The following is a 14,877-nucleotide window of genomic DNA, read 5'->3' as shown; positions in this document are numbered from 1 at the left end:
GGCCCTCAGGGGGAGACCCGGGCCTCCCCTTCCAGGTGCAGCAGGCCGGCACCGAGCTCGGCCCGGTTGATGCGGATGTTGGGATCCATCGGCAGCCGGGCATAGGGATCCCCCTCCGCGCAGCGCAGTTCGACGGTGCCGCCGTCAGCTCGCACCGCCACCTCCCGCTCCACCGGCTCCCGATCGCCGCTGGCAAACGCCCTCAGCACCAGCCGGTCCTCGCGGATGCGCAGCCCGGCCAGGGGAGTCAGACCCAGCAGGTCGTCGGCCAGGCCATCGCCGAGGCTGCGCCAGGCCGGGGTGCTGAAGGAACGGCTGAGGCCGTCGCCGCTGAAGCTCACCAACCCCTGGATGCGGAAGGGCTGCTCCAGTTGGACCGGCTGGTTTCGCACCAGGGAGCCCAGGCGCAGCTGGATGCCGTCACAGCGCAGCTCCACCTCCTCGATCTCGATCGCCCGATAGACCACCCGCCGGGCCCGCAGCCGAACCCCATCCAGACGCCCCCGCAGCAGCCGCAGCCCCGAACCCTCCAGGCGGATCTCCAGCCGATCGATGGCCTCGCACTGCTGCCGCAGCCACAACTCCAGACCCCGGGCCAGCAGGCCCATCACGGGGCCGCCAGGGGCCGCGTCGGCAGCGGATTCAGGAGCCTCGGGGGGACGGTTGCCAGCTGGTGTCTCGCTCATCCGCCAGCAGGGGGCAACAGGGGTCCCAGATTCTCATTCCTTCCGGGCCCGACGCGCCTCACGGAAGGCCTCCGCGGCCGTCACTGCCGCCAGCAACAGCAATCCCCCCAGGCCGACCAGCTGGTTGCGGGGGTCGGGGGCGGTCAGTTCCGTCGTGCTGGCCCCGGCGCCGAGCACGGCGCCCAGCAGGAACCAGCCCGTGGCCAGGGCCGTGGTGATCCAGTAGGCCCGCCAGCGGCGCTGGTAGATGTAGCCGGTGCCCAGGCCAGGCACGACATTGAGCAGAGCCCCCAGCCAGGGGGCCGACGCGGCCAGGATTGTCTTGTCTTCAGGCGTCATCGTCATCTCGGCATGGCTGGAACCTCAGCTGAGTCTGGCCAGTCGCGGCGGCCAAGCGCGCCATCGCTGGCGGTGATCGGTGCCGGGGTGGCCGGTTGTGCCCTGGCCGCCGGGCTGCGGCGCGGTGGCTGGGACGGCCCGATCGACCTGTGGGAGGCGGGTCGGGGTCCCGGCGGCCGGGCCGCCACCCGTCGCTCCCGCCAGGACGCCGGTTGGCACCTCGACCATGGAGCCCCCCTGCTCAACCTGCTGGAGGACCCCGAACCGGACCTGGTGGCGCCCCTGCTGCAGGGGGGCTGGATCGTGCCCTGGCGGGAGCCGGCGGCGGCGCTGCAGGCCGACGGGACCCTGGGTCCCGCCGAAGCCGACCCCCTGCTGGGTGGTTCCTTGTACCGGGGCCACCAGGGCATGGACGACCTCTGCCGCGGCCTGCTGGCCCTGGCCCAGGGGCCGCCAGCAAGCCTCACGGGCCACTACGGCACCCTGGTGCGGCACCTGGCGGTGCGCCCCGAAGAAGGCTGGCGGCTGGCCGACGCCAACGGGGCGGTGCTGGGCGAGGCCGACTGGCTGGTGCTCACCGGCACCCTGCTGGCCCATCCCCGCGCCATGGAGCGGTTCGGCTGGTCGGAGGTGCCGCTGCAGCGGGCGGCAGAGGGCCTGGGCGATGGAGCGCTGGAGGCGGCCCTCGCCGCCCTCGCCAGCATGGAGATGGAGACCCGCACCAACCTGATGCTCACGATCGAACCGGCCGCGGCGGCCCGGTGGCTGGCCCTGCCCTTCCGGCTGCTCAGCTTTGACGGGCAGGCCCAGCGGCGCTGGGGGCTGCGGCGGCTGTCGATCCAGCCCCTGGCCGACGGCCGCTGCGGCGTCGTGGCCCATGGGGTGACGGCCGACGAGGCCCCGGCGATGGCCGCCCTGGAGGGGGCCGTCGCCGGGGCACTGGAGCCCTGGCTCGGGGAGTGGGCCAGCGGCGGCGACGGCCTGGCAGGGGTGAGCCAGCGTCAACTGATGCACTGGGGGGCCGCCTTCCCCGTGGCCCCCGGCCTTCCCCCTGCGGCCATGGTCTGCCCCGCCAGCCGGGTGGCCTTCTGCGGCGACTTCATCGCGGGGCCGGGCTTCGGCCGCATCGAAGGGGCCCTGCGCAGTGCCCAGGCCCTGGCGGGCCGGCTGCTGGCCCTGCTGCTGCTGCTCTGCCTCAGCCTGGGGGGGCCGGCGCTGGCGACGGCGGCCGGCGCCGTCCCCTACCGCTGCGACGGCGACCTGCTGCTGGCGACCAGCGACAACGGAGCGGTGGACGCCCCGGGCATCCCCAACAGCGCCGCCGGCACGGTGCCCGGCGCCACGGTGCTGCTGGAGTGGCGGCAGCTGCGTCTGCAGCTGCCGCGCACCAACAATGCCGGCCCGCCCAGCTACACCGACGGGCTCTGGTGGTGGAGCCTGGAGGACCCGCAGCAGCCCCGCTTCCTGCACCGCCGCGGCGCCATCGAACGGTTCAGCTGCCAGGCAATTGCTGCCGCAGCGCCGCCAGCCGACGGGCGTTGACGCCCAGATCGGAATCCCCGAGCCGCGAGCTGGAGCGGGCCTGCAGCACCCCGGCGGCGGGCTGGGCCTGGAGCTCAAGGTCGTCCACGAAGCCGAACAGCCGGCTGGTGGCGGTGGCATGCAGATAGGGCCCGTCGCGCTCGACGATCCGCACCCCCTCGCTGGTTACCAGGACTGGCACCAGCGCGGCCAGGGCCGCCGCCGGATCGCTGAAGCTCCAGTCGACCCTGGCGCAGTGGGCCGGCGCCGCACAGGGGGACAGGGAGCCGCCATGCACCCCGAGCTCCTGGGGCACCGGGCCCTCCAGGTGCAGCAGCGAGGCCTGGGCCGGGCCGGGGAGGCCAAGCAGCAGCAGAAGCAGCAGGCCGACGACGAAGCGCGGCAGGGTCAGGGGAGAGGACGGTGTCATGGGTGAGTGGGGTTCGGGGCGCAGGGCGCGCCCAGCCAGGCGGACGCCACCCGCTCCGGCTGGTCGATGTGGGGCAGGTGGCCGCAGGTCGCCAGCTCGGTGATGCGGGACCCCAGCAGGGCCTGGGCGGCCCGCTTCTGCGGGGCGCGCAGGATCCGGTCGTCGGCGCCCCAGAGCACTGCCAGCGGCTGGGGGGGCAGGGGGGCGCCGCAGCCGGCGAAGCCGCCGCTGCGGGCGAAGCGGCGCAGGGCCTCGGCCCAGCCCGGCGCCCGCAGGTGCAGCGAAGCGATCTCCAGCTCCGCCGGGCCCACGTCCTGATCGGGATTGGCAAAGGCACTGCGGCAGAGGCCGCCACGGACCGACGGCAGGGCCAGGAACCGCACCCCCAGCCCATCCAGCAGCGGTGGCAGGGGCATGGGCCGGCCGGTGAGGCCCGCTGGGGCCAGCAGCAGCAGCCGCTCGAAGCGCCCGGGGTGGCGGCGGGCCAGGGCCACCGCCACCGCGCCGCCCATCGAGGCGCCGATCAGGCCCAGCGTCTGCCCACCAGCAGGCTCCTGGCGATCGAAGGCCTCCAGCAAGGCGTCCAGGTGGCGCAGCACGGCCTCGGGGGTGTAATCACGCTCGGCGGGCCTGGGGCAGAAGCCGAAGCCGTGCAGGTCGGGGATCAGCAACCGGTGGCTCCCCGCCAGCAGGGGCGCCAGGCGGCGGAACTCCAGAAAGGAACTGTCGAAGCCGTGCAGCAGCAGCAGGGGCGGGCCCTCCCCCAGCACGGCCACGGGCCAGCGCTCGGGGTGCCCAGGCAGCTCCCACCACTGCACCTGGGCAGCCAGGGCGCGGCCCTGGGGGTCGAGCAGGGAGTCGGCGGCGGCGCTGACCAGTTCGCGGCCGGTGGGCGCGCTGACGGGGCTGGCGCTCACGCCTGCTGCCGGTCGGCGGTGGCGCCCACCATGGCGGCCAGCAGGTCTTCCGGGGCCACCGCGAAGGGCAGGTGGTGCAGGTCGGAACCCTCCCGGCAGGCGAAGCGGCAGATCTGACGCAGCTCCTCCAGGGTGGCTCCGCCCAGCCCCAGGGCCTCGAGATCGGTGGGCAGCCCCAGCCGGCGGAAGAAGGGGAGCAACTGGCGACGGGCCTGGGCCGCCAGCCGGTTGCCGGCCAGCTGCTCTTCCAGCCACAGCTGCACCAGCACCCCGAATCCCACCTTCTCGCCATGGAGCTGGCCGTGGCTGGCGGCGAGCTGGGTCAGGCCGTTGTGGACGGCATGGGCGGCCACGGTGCGGCAGCGGGCGCCGCCGATGCCACCGATCAGGCCAGCCGTAAGGGCACAGCCCTCGGCCACCCGCACCCAGGCCTCGCTGTTCGGATCCGCCAGGGCGGCTTCCCCCTCCAGCAGCAGCAGATCGCGCAGCAGCCGGGCCATCTGCACCGCCTGCTGCACCAGGCCATCGCCACTGGATCCGCTGCTCACCGAAGCCTCGTACCACTTGGCCACCGCATCGGCGATGCCGCTGGCCAGAGTGCGCGCCGGCGCCTGCCGCACCAGAGCGTGGTCGAAGACGAGCAGATCCGGGCAACGCGCCAGGGCCACATCGCCCAGGAAGGCCCCCTCGGGTGTGTAGACATTGGCCAGGGCCGTCCAGCCCGCACAGGTGGCGGCGCTGGTGGGCACCGTGATGCAGGGCAGGCCGAGCCGGTGGGCCAGCAGCTTGCCCGCATCCAGCACCTTGCCGCCACCGGCGGCGATCAGGGCATCACAGCCGGCGGCGCGGGCGTGTTGGGCCAAGGGCACAAGGTCTTCGTCGCAGCAGTCGCGAAAGGGCTGACTGGCCACCGGGCGGACACCGGCCTGCTCCAGATCGACGAACAATTGCTGGCGCAGCCCATAGGTGGCGGCGCTGCGCCCCAGCAGGAGCGGATGCTGGCCCAGGGCCCCGATGCGCGGCAGGGCCTCAAGCCAAGCTCCACAACCGCGAAGCACCACAGCCGGAGCGATGGCGTGGGTCTGCAGGGAATCCGTCATGGCCGCCTTCTCATCATTGAAATGTAGAAGTCGGCCGAACGACGTCGCGACGGCTCAGGCGCTGGCGCCCGCCAGCTCCGGCAACGGAGAGGTGATCGACTGCTTGCGGATCACCACCTGCTTGTCGTCATCGACATCCACCAGACAGGCGTCGCCATCGCCGATCCGACCGGAGAGGAATTCCTCTGCCAGCGAATCCTCGAGCAGCCGCATCACGGCGCGACGCAGGGGCCGGGCGCCGTAGCTGGGGTTGTAGCCCTCCTCCACGAGGCGCTCCTTGAAGGCCTCGGTGACGGACATGCCGATCCCCTTGTCCTGCATGCGGGCGAAGACTTCCCGCAGCATGATCTCGGCGATCAACTTGACTTCGGCGCGGGTGAGCTGACGGAAGACGATGATCTCGTCGAGACGGTTGAGGAACTCGGGGCGGAAGTACTGCTTGAGCTCCTCGTTGACGAGCGAACGGATGCGGTTGTACTGGGTTTCCTCCACATCGCCGCCGCCGAACTCGAAGCCCAGGCCACCGCCACCCTTCTCAATCACCTTCGAACCGATGTTCGAGGTCATGATGATGAGGGTGTTCTTGAAGTCGACCGTCCGGCCCTTGGAGTCGGTGAGCCGGCCGTCTTCCAGCAGCTGCAGCAGCAGGTTGAACACATCCGGGTGGGCCTTCTCGATCTCGTCGAACAGCACAACGGTGTAGGGACGGCGCCGTACGGCTTCCGTCAACTGGCCGCCCTCGTTGAAGCCCACGTAGCCAGGAGGCGAACCGATCAGCTTGCTGACGGTGTGGCGCTCCATGAATTCGCTCATGTCCAGGCGGATCATGGCGTCTTCGCTGCCGAAGAAATAGGCCGCCAGGGACTTGGTGAGTTCCGTCTTGCCGACGCCGGTGGGGCCGGAGAAGATGAAGCTGGCGATGGGGCGGTTGGGGTTCTTGAGGCCGACGCGGGCCCGGCGGATGGCCCTCGACACGGCCTTGACGGCCTCGTCCTGGCCGATCAGGCGCTGGTGGAGGGTCTCCTCCATGTTGAGCAGCTTCACCGACTCGCTCTCGGTCAGCTTCTGCACGGGCACACCGGTCCAGGAGGCGACGATCTGGGCGATGTCCTCCTCGGTGACCAGGGGGGCGCGGCTTTCATCAGTGCCACCGTCATCGGCGGGTGCGATGCCGGCAAAGGAGGAGCCTTGGGCTTCGGCAGTGGCAGGGCTGGCGGCGGGTTCGTCGTCGCGACGGGCCTGGAGGATCGAGCGGATCTGGTCGCGCAGTTCCACTTCCTTGTCACGCAGTTCACCGGCCTTGGTGAAGTCCTGCTGGCGGACGGCGTCCTCCTTCTCCTTCTGCACCCCACGAAGCTGCTTGTCGACTTCCTTGGCCGCCGGGGGCAGCTTGGAGTTGAGCAGCCGCACCCGGCTGCCGGCCTCGTCGATCAGGTCGATGGCCTTGTCGGGCAGGAAGCGGTCGGAGATGTAGCGATCACCCAGGGTGGCAGCGGCCACGAGGGCCTCATCACTGATCTTGAGGCGGTGGTGCTGCTCGTAGCGCTCCCGCAGACCCTTGAGGATCTCGATCGTGTCGACGACGGAGGGCTCGCCCACCATCACCGGCTGGAAGCGGCGCTCCAGGGCCGCATCACGCTCAATGTGCTTGCGGTACTCATCGAGGGTGGTGGCGCCGATGCACTGCAGCTCGCCCCTGGCCAGGGCGGGTTTGAGGATATTGGCGGCGTCGATGGCGCCCTCGGCGGCGCCGGCACCGATCAGGGTGTGCACCTCGTCGATCACCAGGATCACGTTCCCGGCGGAGCGGATCTCCTCCATGATCTTCTTGAGCCGCTCCTCGAACTCACCGCGGTACTTGGTGCCGGCCACCAGCAGGCCGATGTCGAGGGTGAGGACCCGCTTGTCCTCGAGGATGTCGGGGATCTCGCCCTGGGTGATGCGCTGGGCCAGGCCCTCGGCGATGGCTGTCTTGCCGACACCGGGCTCGCCGATCAGCACGGGGTTGTTCTTGGTGCGGCGACCCAGGATCTGGATGACCCGATCGATCTCGTTGTGGCGGCCCACGACCGGATCGAGCTTGGACTCGGCGGCCAGTTGGGTGAGGTTGCTGCCGAACTCGTCGAGGGTGGGGGTCTTGGTGGATCCTTTGCCCGAGCTGCCGGAGGCCACTTCGGCCGTCTCGCCGAGCATGCGGATCACCTGGGTGCGGACCTTGGCCAGGTCGACGCCGAGGTTCTCAAGTACGCGGGCCGCGACCCCCTCACCCTCGCGAATGAGCCCGAGCAGGAGGTGCTCGGTGCCGATGTAGTTGTGGCCGAGCTGGCGCGCCTCCTCCAGGGAGAGCTCCAGAACCCGCTTGGCCCGGGGGGTGAAGGGGATCTCGACGGCGACGAAGCCGGAGCCGCGGCCGATGATCTTCTCAACCTCGACCCGGGCGTCCTTGAGGTTGACCCCCATCGACTTGAGGACCTTGGCGGCGACACCGGTGCCTTCGCCGATCAGGCCCAGCAGGATCTGCTCGGTGCCGACGAAGTTGTGGCCGAGGCGGCGGGCCTCTTCCTGGGCCAGCATGATCACCTTGATGGCCTTCTCGGTAAACCGCTCGAACATGGGGCGGGACCTGATGCAAGTGCAACCAACCTATCAGGATTGAAGGGCTGGGTGAGAGGCCGGGGACACTCTCAGGCCAAAGCGCTGCGCCGCAAGCGCTCAGGGGAAGCTGAAAACAAACAATACGTCCAGATTGATGGGATGTAGGTATAGATATCTACGGTTATCCGCACCCTTTCACCTCTTCAGGTTGAACCATTGGATCAGGGCATCCTCGCCACTGCGGTAGTAACCATGACGAATGCCGGCAGTGCGGAACCCCAGGGCCTCATACAGCCCCTTCCCGGCCCCATTCGTGGCCGCCACCTCCAGGGTGGCCCGGGTGGCGCCGCTGCGCAGCCCGGCCCGCATCAGCTCCTGAAGGATCCGGCGTCCCAGTCCCCGGCGGCGGTGCTCCGGAGCCACGGCCACCAGAGTGATGTGGAGCTCATCAACCACCAGCCAGCCGCAGGCCATGGCCAGCAGTTCCTGTCCCTGGCGCAACCCCAGGCCTGGCCGTGCCTCCTCCTCCAGCTCCCGCTGCCACTGGGCCAGGCTCCAGATGCCGCCGAGGGCAGCCCGATCCAGCTCCAGGCAGGCGCCGGCGTGCTTCGGGGCCAGCTGGATCAGCGTCGGGGCCGGCGGCGGTGACGGGGACAGCACAGCCGGCGGGCGCAGGGATCCTTACGATCAACCATCTTGATCTCTATTCCAGAACAGGCCGTCATGCTGACCAGCGCATCTCCGGCGACCGATGCGGTCGTCCCAGCCGCCGGGGAAGCAGCGGCGCCGTTCGAGCAGGGATTCGATCGCGACAGCCCCAACCGCAACCTGGCCCCGCTCACTGCCCGGCTTGATGACCTCGGCCGGCTGGAGGTGGGAGGGGTGGCCTTGGGCGAACTGGCCCAGACCTACGGCACCCCGCTGTATGTGCTCGACGAAGAGACCCTGCGGGCCACCTGCCGGGCCTACCGGCAAGCGCTGGCCGCCCACTACCCGGGCGACGCCCTGGCCCTCTATGCCTCCAAGGCCAACAGCTCCCTGGCGATCACGGCGCTGGTGGCCTCCGAGGGGCTGGGCCTCGATGCCGTCTCGGCTGGCGAGCTGCTCACGGCCCTGCAGGGCGGCATGCCGGCCGAGCGGATCGTCTTCCACGGCAACAACAAGTCGGCCGAGGAGCTCCAGCTCGCCATCGACCGCGGCGTCACCGTGGTGCTCGACAACTGGAACGACATCGACCTGCTCTCCAGCCTGACGGCCGGGCGGGCCGAGCCGGTGCGGCTGCTGGTGCGGTTCACACCGGGCATCGAATGCCATACGCACGAGTACATCCGCACCGGCCACCTCGACAGCAAGTTCGGCTTCGACCCCGACCAGCTGGAGTCGGTGCTGCGCCACCTGGCCGGCTGCCCCTGGGCCCGGGTGGATGGGCTGCACGCCCACATCGGCTCCCAGATCTTCGAACTGGAACCCCACCGCGACCTGGCCGGGGTGATGGCGGAGGCCCTGCTTCTGGCCCGTTCCCTGGGCCATCCCTGCGGCGATCTCAACGTCGGCGGCGGCCTCGGCATCCGCTATGTGGGCTCCGATGATCCCCCGAGCATCCAGGAGTGGGTGCGGGTGGTGGCGGAGGCTGTGGCCGAGGCCTGCAGCCAGCGCCAGCTGGTGCTGCCGCGGCTGCTCTGCGAACCCGGCCGCTCACTGGTGGCCACGGCCGGCCTGACCCTCTACACGGTGGGCAGCCGCAAGCAGATTCCGGGCCTGCGCACCTACCTGTCGGTGGATGGCGGCATGAGCGACAACCCCCGCCCGATCACCTACCAATCCCTATACACCGCCGTGCTGGCCGACCGCCCCCTGGCCGAGGGCACCGACCGGGTGACCGTGGCCGGCAAGCACTGCGAGTCCGGCGACGTGCTCCTGCACGATGTCCGTCTCCCGGCCACCACCCCTGGCGACGTGCTCGCCGTGTTCGCCACCGGCGCCTACAACGCGGCGATGGGGTCCAACTACAACCGCATCCCGAGGCCGGCGGCGGTGCTGGTCCACGACGGCGTGGCCGAGGTGGTGCAGCGGCGGGAGCAGCCGGAAGACCTACTGCGCTACGACGTTCTGCCCCACCGATTCCTGCCGGTATCCTGAAACCGTCAGGCGGCCCTGTGTTGAACCGGCCTGTCCCTCTTCAGTGTTGTGATCTGGCTGCGGCTCATCGATTTCCGCCTGCTGCTGGATCTTCTGTTCGCCTCCCTTCTCGGGCTGCTTCTGCTCGGGCGGGTCACCGAAGAGCGCACCCTCTGGCTGTTGCGGGGCTATCTGTTTCTGGTGGCGCTCGCCTGGTTCGTGCAGCGCTACGCCAACCTGCCGCTCACCAGCAGTCTGGTGGACGCCCTGGTGCTGGCCTGCAGCCTCGCCCTGGCCATCCTGTGGCAGGGAGAACTGCGGCGGCTGATGGAACTGCTGGGCACCGGGCGCCTCGGAGTGCTGTTTGCCGATCGCAGCCGTGACCAGCTGGCCTCGGGGTCGGTGAGCATGATCACGGAAGCCGCCGGCCGCCTCTCCCAGGCCCGCTGCGGGGCCCTGATCGTGCTCGATCTGGGCAGCGACCTGCGCCCCGAGGACTTCCTCAACCCCGGCATCCGCATCGACGCCCATCTCTCGGTCGAGCTGATGCTGAACCTCTTCGCCGTGGACACGCCCCTGCACGACGGCGCCGTGCTGGTTCAGAAGAACCGCATCGTGGCGGCCGGCGTGATTCTGCCCCTCTCCCGCCAAGGGCTGAACCGTTATGGCACCCGCCACCTGGCCGCCATGGGGCTGACCGAGCGCCACGACGGCTGTTTCTGCATCGTCGTCTCCGAGGAAACGGGCACCCTGTCGCTGGCCTCCCAGGGGCGACTGGAGCGGCCGATCACCAGTAGCCGGCTCCACGACCTGCTCACCGAGGCCCTGGCCTCAGCGCCCACGGGGCGTAGCGTGGCTGCGGACCCGCCGGAACATCGCGGATGAGTCGCGCCCTGGCGACCACTCCATCGTCCGATCACGACCAGCTGCCCGCCCAGCTGGATCCGGCTCGGCTGCCCCGTCATGTGGCGGTCATCATGGACGGCAACGGCCGTTGGGCACGGCAGCGTGGTCTGCCCAGGGCCATGGGTCACCGGGCCGGGGTGGAGACCCTCAAGCGCACCCTGCGCCACTGCAGCGACTGGGGCATCAGCGCCCTCACGGCCTACGCCTTCTCCACCGAGAACTGGACCCGACCCGGCGAGGAGGTGGCCTTCCTGATGGCCCTGTTCGAACGGGTGCTCGCCCGGGAGCTGGAAGCGCTCGAACGCCAGCAGGTGCGCATCCGCTTCCTCGGCGATCTGGAGCCCCTGCCGGAGGGCCTCAAGGAGCTGATCACCGATGCCACCGAGCGCACCGCCGCCAACACCGGCATCCACTTCAACGTCTGCACCAACTACGGCGGCCGCAGCGAGCTGGTGCGGGCGGCCCGGCGCCTGGCCGAGCGGGCGGCCCGTGGCGACCTGGATCCGGCCAGCATCAACGAGGACCTGTTCGCCGCCGAGCTGTTCACCGCCGGCGATGCCGACCCCGACCTGCTGATCCGCACCAGCGGCGAGCAGCGGATCAGCAATTTCCTGCTATGGCAGCTGGCCTACGCCGAGCTGCACATCACCGAGGTGCTCTGGCCCGACTTCGACACCGGGGCCCTGCTGGCGGCGCTGCTCGATTATCAGGGTCGCCAGCGCCGCTTTGGTGGCGTCCAGAGTGGCGTCCAGAACGGTGTGGAGAACGCCCCATGACCCTGCGCCACGACTGGTCCCGCCAGGAGATCCAGGCCCTGCTCGAGCTTCCCCTGATGGATCTGCTCTGGCAGGCACAGGGGGTCCACCGCAGCGCCAACCCCGGCTACCACGTGCAGTTGGCCTCGCTGCTGAGTGTCAAGACGGGAGGTTGCGAGGAGGACTGCGCCTACTGCCCCCAGTCGATGCACCACCCCAGCGACGTGGGCGGCGGGCCGCAGCTGGCGGTGGCCCCGGTGCTGGAGCGCGCCCGCCAGGCCCGGGACGCCGGTGCCCACCGCTTCTGCATGGGCTGGGCCTGGCGGGAGATCCGCGATGGGGCGCCGTTCGAGGCCATGCTCGCCATGGTGCGGGGGGTGCGGGAGCTGGGCCTGGAGGCCTGCGTCACCGCCGGCATGCTCACAGGCGACCAGGCGTCCCGGCTGGCGGAGGCGGGACTCACCGCCTACAACCACAACCTCGACACCAGCCCCGAGCACTACGACCGGATCATCTCCACCCGCACCTACCAGGAGCGGCTCGACACGCTGCAGCGGGTGCGCAGCGCCGGCATCGATCTCTGCTGCGGCGGCATCATCGGGCTGGGCGAGACGCCGGACGACCGGGCCGGGCTGCTGCAGGTGCTGGCCTGCCTGGATCCCCACCCCGAGAGTGTGCCGATCAACGCCCTGGTGGCGGTGGAGGGCACCCCGCTGGAGGAGCGGCCCGCGGTCGACCCCCTGGAGCTGGTGCGGATGGTGGCCACCGCCCGCATCCTCATGCCCCACAGCCGGGTGCGGCTCAGCGCCGGGCGCGAGCAGCTGGGCCGGGAGGCCCAGATCCTCTGCCTGCTGGCGGGCGCCGATTCGATCTTCTATGGCGACACCCTGCTCACCACCTCCAACCCGGCGGTGAGCAGCGACCAGGAGCTGCTGCGGGCCGCCGGGGTGCGGCTGCAGCTGGAGGGCCAGCCGCTCGCGGTCGGTGCCGGCCGCTGAGGGTGCAGGTCGCCGCCTTCTACAGGTTCGTCCCCCTGGCCAGCGAGGAATTGCCCGACTGGCAAGCCAGGCTGCTGGCGCTGGGGAGCGAGGCCGGCCTGCTGGGCACCATCCTGCTGGCCACCGAGGGCATCAACGGCACGGTCGCCGGTTCGGCCGCCAGTGTGGCCGCCCTGCTGGAGCTGCTGCAGGCCGACCCACGCCTGGCGAACCTTGCGGTGAAGCGCAGTGAGGCCGAGGGGCGAGTGTTTCACCGCTTCAAGGTGCGCCTCAAGGCGGAGATCGTGACGATGGCCGAGCCCTACGCCCAGCCGGCCCTGGGCACGGGGGTGCCGGTGCCGCCCGAGCACTGGAACGCCGTGCTGGGCGATCCCGGCACCCTGACCATCGACACCCGCAACCGCTACGAAGTGGCCCTGGGCAGCTTCGAGGGCGCCATCGACCCCGGCACCGAGACCTTCAGCGATTTTCCCGCCTGGGTGGAGCAGCGACTGCGGCCGCTGGTGGCGCAACAGCGCCCGCGGCGGCTGGCCCTGTTCTGCACCGGCGGCATCCGCTGCGAGAAAGCCACCGCCTACCTGCTGTCCCAGGGGTTCGAGGACGTCCTGCAGCTGCAGGGCGGCATCCTCAGCTACCTCGAGCAGGTGCCGGAAGTCGAGAGCCGCTGGCGGGGGGAGTGCTACGTCTTCGATCAGCGGGTGGCCCTCAACCACCAGCTGCAGCCGGGGAGCTACCACGTGTGCCACGCCTGCGGCCTGCCCCTGGCCCCGGCCGACCTGGAGCTGGAGAGCTACGTGGCCGGGGTGAGCTGCCGCCACTGCATCGATCGGTTCACCCCGGCCGACCGGGAGCGTTTCGCCGAGCGCCAGCGCCAGATGGGGCGGGCCGAGGCCAGCGGCGAGCCCCACATCGGCCGGGCCATGCCCCCCGGCGGCGCTTGATCGGATGGCGGCCGCCCTGCCGATCCTCTACAGCTTTCGCCGCTGCCCCTACGCGATCCGGGCGCGGCTGGCCCTGGCGGCGGCGGGCCTGACACCGGGGCTGGATCTGGAGCTGCGGGAGGTGCACCTGGGCCGCAAGCCCCCCGAACTGCTCGAGGCTTCCGCCGCTGGCACCGTGCCGGTGCTGGTGCTGCCACCGGACGCTGGTGGTGCTGTGGGGGCCGAGCGGGTGCTCCCCGACAGCCTGGCGGTGATGGCCTGGGCCCTGGCGCGGCACGATCCGGACGACCTGCGGCGCAGCGGCGCCAGCGACGCCGCCGCCGGGGAGCGGGCCAGGATCGCCGCGCTAATCGAGCAGAACGATGGGGCGTTCAAGCATCATCTGGATCGCTTCAAGTACGCCCACCGCCACCCCGAGGGCGACCGGGAGCAGCATCGCGGCGCGGCCCTGGAGATCCTGAGGGGCTGGAGCGCCACCCTGGGGAGCAGCGGCTGGCTGGTGGGGGGGCGGCCCTCCCTGGCCGACATGGCCCTGCTGCCCTTCGTGCGCCAGTTCCGGCTGGCGGAGGCGGAGGGCTTCGATCGCCAGAGCGATCTGGTGCCGCTGCAACGCTGGCTGCAGCAGTTCCTGGAGGGGCCCGAACTGGCGACGGTGATGGCCGGGGCCTGGGCGCCGCGGCGGCCCTGGCGCTCAGACAGTTGGATCTACCACCTGGCCCTGGCCGATGAATGGCGCCAGGCCCAGGCCGCAGGGGTCTACGAACGCTCGACCCGCGGGCAGTCATTGCAGGAGGTGGGCTTCATCCATGCCAGTGGGGCCGATCAGGTGGAGGCCACCTATGGGCGCTTTTACGCCGATGCGGGGGAGGTGCTGCTGCTGACCATCGCCCCCGATCGCCTGACGGCGCCGGTGTTGTGGGAGCCGGCTCCGGACACGGGCGAGTGCTTTCCCCACATCCACGGCCCGTTGCCCCTGGAGGCGGTGCTCGCGGCCGACTCTTTCCCGGCGCCGGAGCCCGCAACCGGCCAGCGATGCTGAGCCTGGCTGCGCTGGAGGAGCGGGCCAGGGACCATGGACTGCTGCTGCGGCTGCAGGTGAAGGGGGTGGCAGGGGTGCGGGGGCTGCGGGTGGTTCTGGCCCGGCCCCGGGCGGAGCAGCCGCCGCTGCTGCTGGGGGAGCTCAAGGGCTGGTGCCTGCCTTTGGCCGATGGCCTGCGGCTCGACACGATGCGGGTGCAGGGGGAGCGCACCGAAGCCGTGGGACCTCTGATCTGGGCCGCCACCTTCGCCTGGGCCCTGGAGGAGACGCCCTGCCGCTCGGCCCGGTTGCTGGCGATTCGCGATGGGGAGCGCCAGCACCGGCGGCTGGTGCGTTACTTCCGGCGGCTCGGCTTCAGGCCGCTGCGGGAGCTGGGCGGCGGCCCGCTGGATCTGGCCCCGCGGCTGCTGTGGGGCGGGGCGGGCCTGCTGATGCAGGGCGACTGCGACGAAGGACTGCGCCGCAGCGCCCGCTGGCTGACGTCGATCCGGTGACACCTAGCGCTGGGAACGGCTATCGAGCTAAACCATGG

15 protein-coding genes are annotated in these 14,877 nt (G+C 70.9%); 8 read left to right on the top strand and 7 right to left on the bottom strand.

Translation table 11 applies throughout. The annotated features are described in order from the left end of the window. Positions 1-5: 5 nt before the first annotated feature. The gene (locus KBZ12_RS00275) at positions 6-686 is read right to left on the bottom strand and encodes a DUF2993 domain-containing protein (RefSeq protein WP_254955606.1); all 681 of its coding nucleotides are present in this window, start codon (positions 684-686) and stop codon (positions 6-8) included. Positions 687-719: 33 nt separating this feature from the next. Beyond that, entirely contained in the window at positions 720-1,025 is a 306-nt protein-coding gene (locus KBZ12_RS00270; RefSeq protein WP_254956003.1) for a hypothetical protein, read from the bottom strand. A gap of 12 nt (positions 1,026-1,037) precedes the next feature. On the opposite strand from KBZ12_RS00270, the gene KBZ12_RS18470 reads away from it, so the two are divergent. Next, positions 1,038-2,567 carry an NAD(P)-binding protein gene (locus tag KBZ12_RS18470; RefSeq protein ID WP_315859267.1) on the top strand — a complete coding sequence of 510 codons (1,530 nt, stop codon included), beginning with the start codon at positions 1,038-1,040 and terminating at the stop codon, positions 2,565-2,567. Here the strand turns inward: KBZ12_RS18470 and KBZ12_RS00255 are convergent. The 5 genes from KBZ12_RS00255 to KBZ12_RS00235 all read right to left on the bottom strand — a co-directional run bounded on the left by KBZ12_RS00255 (position 2,518) and on the right by KBZ12_RS00235 (position 8,248). Next, on the bottom strand, positions 2,518-2,976 hold the full coding sequence (locus KBZ12_RS00255) for a DUF1499 domain-containing protein (protein WP_254955605.1): 459 nt from the start codon (positions 2,974-2,976) through the stop codon (positions 2,518-2,520). The two genes, KBZ12_RS18470 and KBZ12_RS00255, sit on opposite strands and share 50 nt — an antisense overlap. Then, the gene (locus KBZ12_RS00250; RefSeq protein ID WP_254955604.1) at positions 2,973-3,893 is read right to left on the bottom strand and encodes an alpha/beta fold hydrolase; all 921 of its coding nucleotides are present in this window, start codon (positions 3,891-3,893) and stop codon (positions 2,973-2,975) included. Before KBZ12_RS00250 ends, KBZ12_RS00255 begins: the two co-directional genes overlap by 4 nt. After that, positions 3,890-4,993, bottom strand: coding sequence for an iron-containing alcohol dehydrogenase (locus KBZ12_RS00245; protein ID WP_254955603.1), 1,104 nt, complete (start codon positions 4,991-4,993; stop codon positions 3,890-3,892). Before KBZ12_RS00245 ends, KBZ12_RS00250 begins: the two co-directional genes overlap by 4 nt. Before the next feature lie 54 nt (positions 4,994-5,047). Further along, entirely contained in the window at positions 5,048-7,606 is a 2,559-nt protein-coding gene (locus KBZ12_RS00240; RefSeq protein ID WP_254955601.1) for an ATP-dependent Clp protease ATP-binding subunit, read from the bottom strand. 177 nt (positions 7,607-7,783) lie between these two features. Further along, on the bottom strand, positions 7,784-8,248 hold the full coding sequence (locus tag KBZ12_RS00235) for a GNAT family N-acetyltransferase (RefSeq protein ID WP_254955600.1): 465 nt from the start codon (positions 8,246-8,248) through the stop codon (positions 7,784-7,786). A gap of 63 nt (positions 8,249-8,311) precedes the next feature. On the opposite strand from KBZ12_RS00235, the gene lysA reads away from it, so the two are divergent. From lysA to KBZ12_RS00200, 7 genes are read left to right on the top strand one after another with little or no spacing between them, the layout of a single operon-like run. Continuing rightward, the gene (lysA, locus tag KBZ12_RS00230) at positions 8,312-9,727 is read left to right on the top strand and encodes a diaminopimelate decarboxylase (RefSeq protein ID WP_254955599.1); all 1,416 of its coding nucleotides are present in this window, start codon (positions 8,312-8,314) and stop codon (positions 9,725-9,727) included. Between the two features lie 48 nt (positions 9,728-9,775). Continuing rightward, a complete protein-coding gene (cdaA, locus tag KBZ12_RS00225; protein WP_254955598.1) occupies positions 9,776-10,591 on the top strand; it encodes a diadenylate cyclase CdaA in 816 nt (271 codons plus the stop codon). After that, entirely contained in the window at positions 10,588-11,388 is an 801-nt protein-coding gene (locus tag KBZ12_RS00220; protein WP_254955597.1) for an isoprenyl transferase, read from the top strand. Before cdaA ends, KBZ12_RS00220 begins: the two co-directional genes overlap by 4 nt. Further along, the gene (gene bioB / locus KBZ12_RS00215) at positions 11,385-12,365 is read left to right on the top strand and encodes a biotin synthase BioB (protein ID WP_254955596.1); all 981 of its coding nucleotides are present in this window, start codon (positions 11,385-11,387) and stop codon (positions 12,363-12,365) included. The genes KBZ12_RS00220 and bioB overlap by 4 nt, the downstream gene beginning before the upstream one ends. Beyond that, positions 12,362-13,306 carry a rhodanese-related sulfurtransferase gene (locus KBZ12_RS00210; protein ID WP_254956001.1) on the top strand — a complete coding sequence of 315 codons (945 nt, stop codon included), beginning with the start codon at positions 12,362-12,364 and terminating at the stop codon, positions 13,304-13,306. The genes bioB and KBZ12_RS00210 overlap by 4 nt, the downstream gene beginning before the upstream one ends. Before the next feature lie 4 nt (positions 13,307-13,310). After that, positions 13,311-14,345: a DUF952 domain-containing protein gene (locus tag KBZ12_RS00205; protein ID WP_254955594.1), complete on the top strand. Its 1,035-nt coding sequence runs from the start codon at positions 13,311-13,313 to the stop codon at positions 14,343-14,345. Further along, complete coding sequence (locus KBZ12_RS00200; RefSeq protein ID WP_254955593.1) at positions 14,339-14,839, top strand: hypothetical protein; 501 nt, start codon at positions 14,339-14,341, stop codon at positions 14,837-14,839. The genes KBZ12_RS00205 and KBZ12_RS00200 overlap by 7 nt, the downstream gene beginning before the upstream one ends. Positions 14,840-14,877: the final 38 nt, after the last annotated feature.

The sequence above is a fragment of the Cyanobium sp. Cruz CV13-4-11 genome, from assembly GCF_024346055.1.
In the GTDB taxonomy this organism is placed as follows: Bacteria; Cyanobacteriota; Cyanobacteriia; order PCC-6307; family Cyanobiaceae; genus Cyanobium.
This window is presented reverse-complemented; position numbering and strand designations above follow the sequence as displayed.

Excerpts from the sequence above, each read along its gene's own strand:
- KBZ12_RS00270 (WP_254956003.1), bottom strand. The coding sequence starts at position 1,025 with ATGACGCCTGAAGACAAGACAATCCTGGCCGCGTCGGCCCCCTGGCTG.
- KBZ12_RS18470 (WP_315859267.1), top strand. The coding sequence starts at position 1,038 with ATGGCTGGAACCTCAGCTGAGTCTGGCCAGTCGCGGCGGCCAAGCGCG.
- lysA (WP_254955599.1), top strand. The coding sequence starts at position 8,312 with ATGCTGACCAGCGCATCTCCGGCGACCGATGCGGTCGTCCCAGCCGCC.
- bioB (WP_254955596.1), top strand. The coding sequence starts at position 11,385 with ATGACCCTGCGCCACGACTGGTCCCGCCAGGAGATCCAGGCCCTGCTC.
- KBZ12_RS00200 (WP_254955593.1), top strand. The coding sequence starts at position 14,339 with ATGCTGAGCCTGGCTGCGCTGGAGGAGCGGGCCAGGGACCATGGACTG.
- KBZ12_RS00220 (WP_254955597.1), top strand. The coding sequence starts at position 10,588 with ATGAGTCGCGCCCTGGCGACCACTCCATCGTCCGATCACGACCAGCTG.
- KBZ12_RS00275 (WP_254955606.1), bottom strand. The coding sequence starts at position 686 with ATGAGCGAGACACCAGCTGGCAACCGTCCCCCCGAGGCTCCTGAATCC.
- KBZ12_RS00245 (WP_254955603.1), bottom strand. The coding sequence starts at position 4,993 with ATGACGGATTCCCTGCAGACCCACGCCATCGCTCCGGCTGTGGTGCTT.
- KBZ12_RS00205 (WP_254955594.1), top strand. The coding sequence starts at position 13,311 with ATGGCGGCCGCCCTGCCGATCCTCTACAGCTTTCGCCGCTGCCCCTAC.
- KBZ12_RS00240 (WP_254955601.1), bottom strand. The coding sequence starts at position 7,606 with ATGTTCGAGCGGTTTACCGAGAAGGCCATCAAGGTGATCATGCTGGCC.
- KBZ12_RS00255 (WP_254955605.1), bottom strand. The coding sequence starts at position 2,976 with ATGACACCGTCCTCTCCCCTGACCCTGCCGCGCTTCGTCGTCGGCCTG.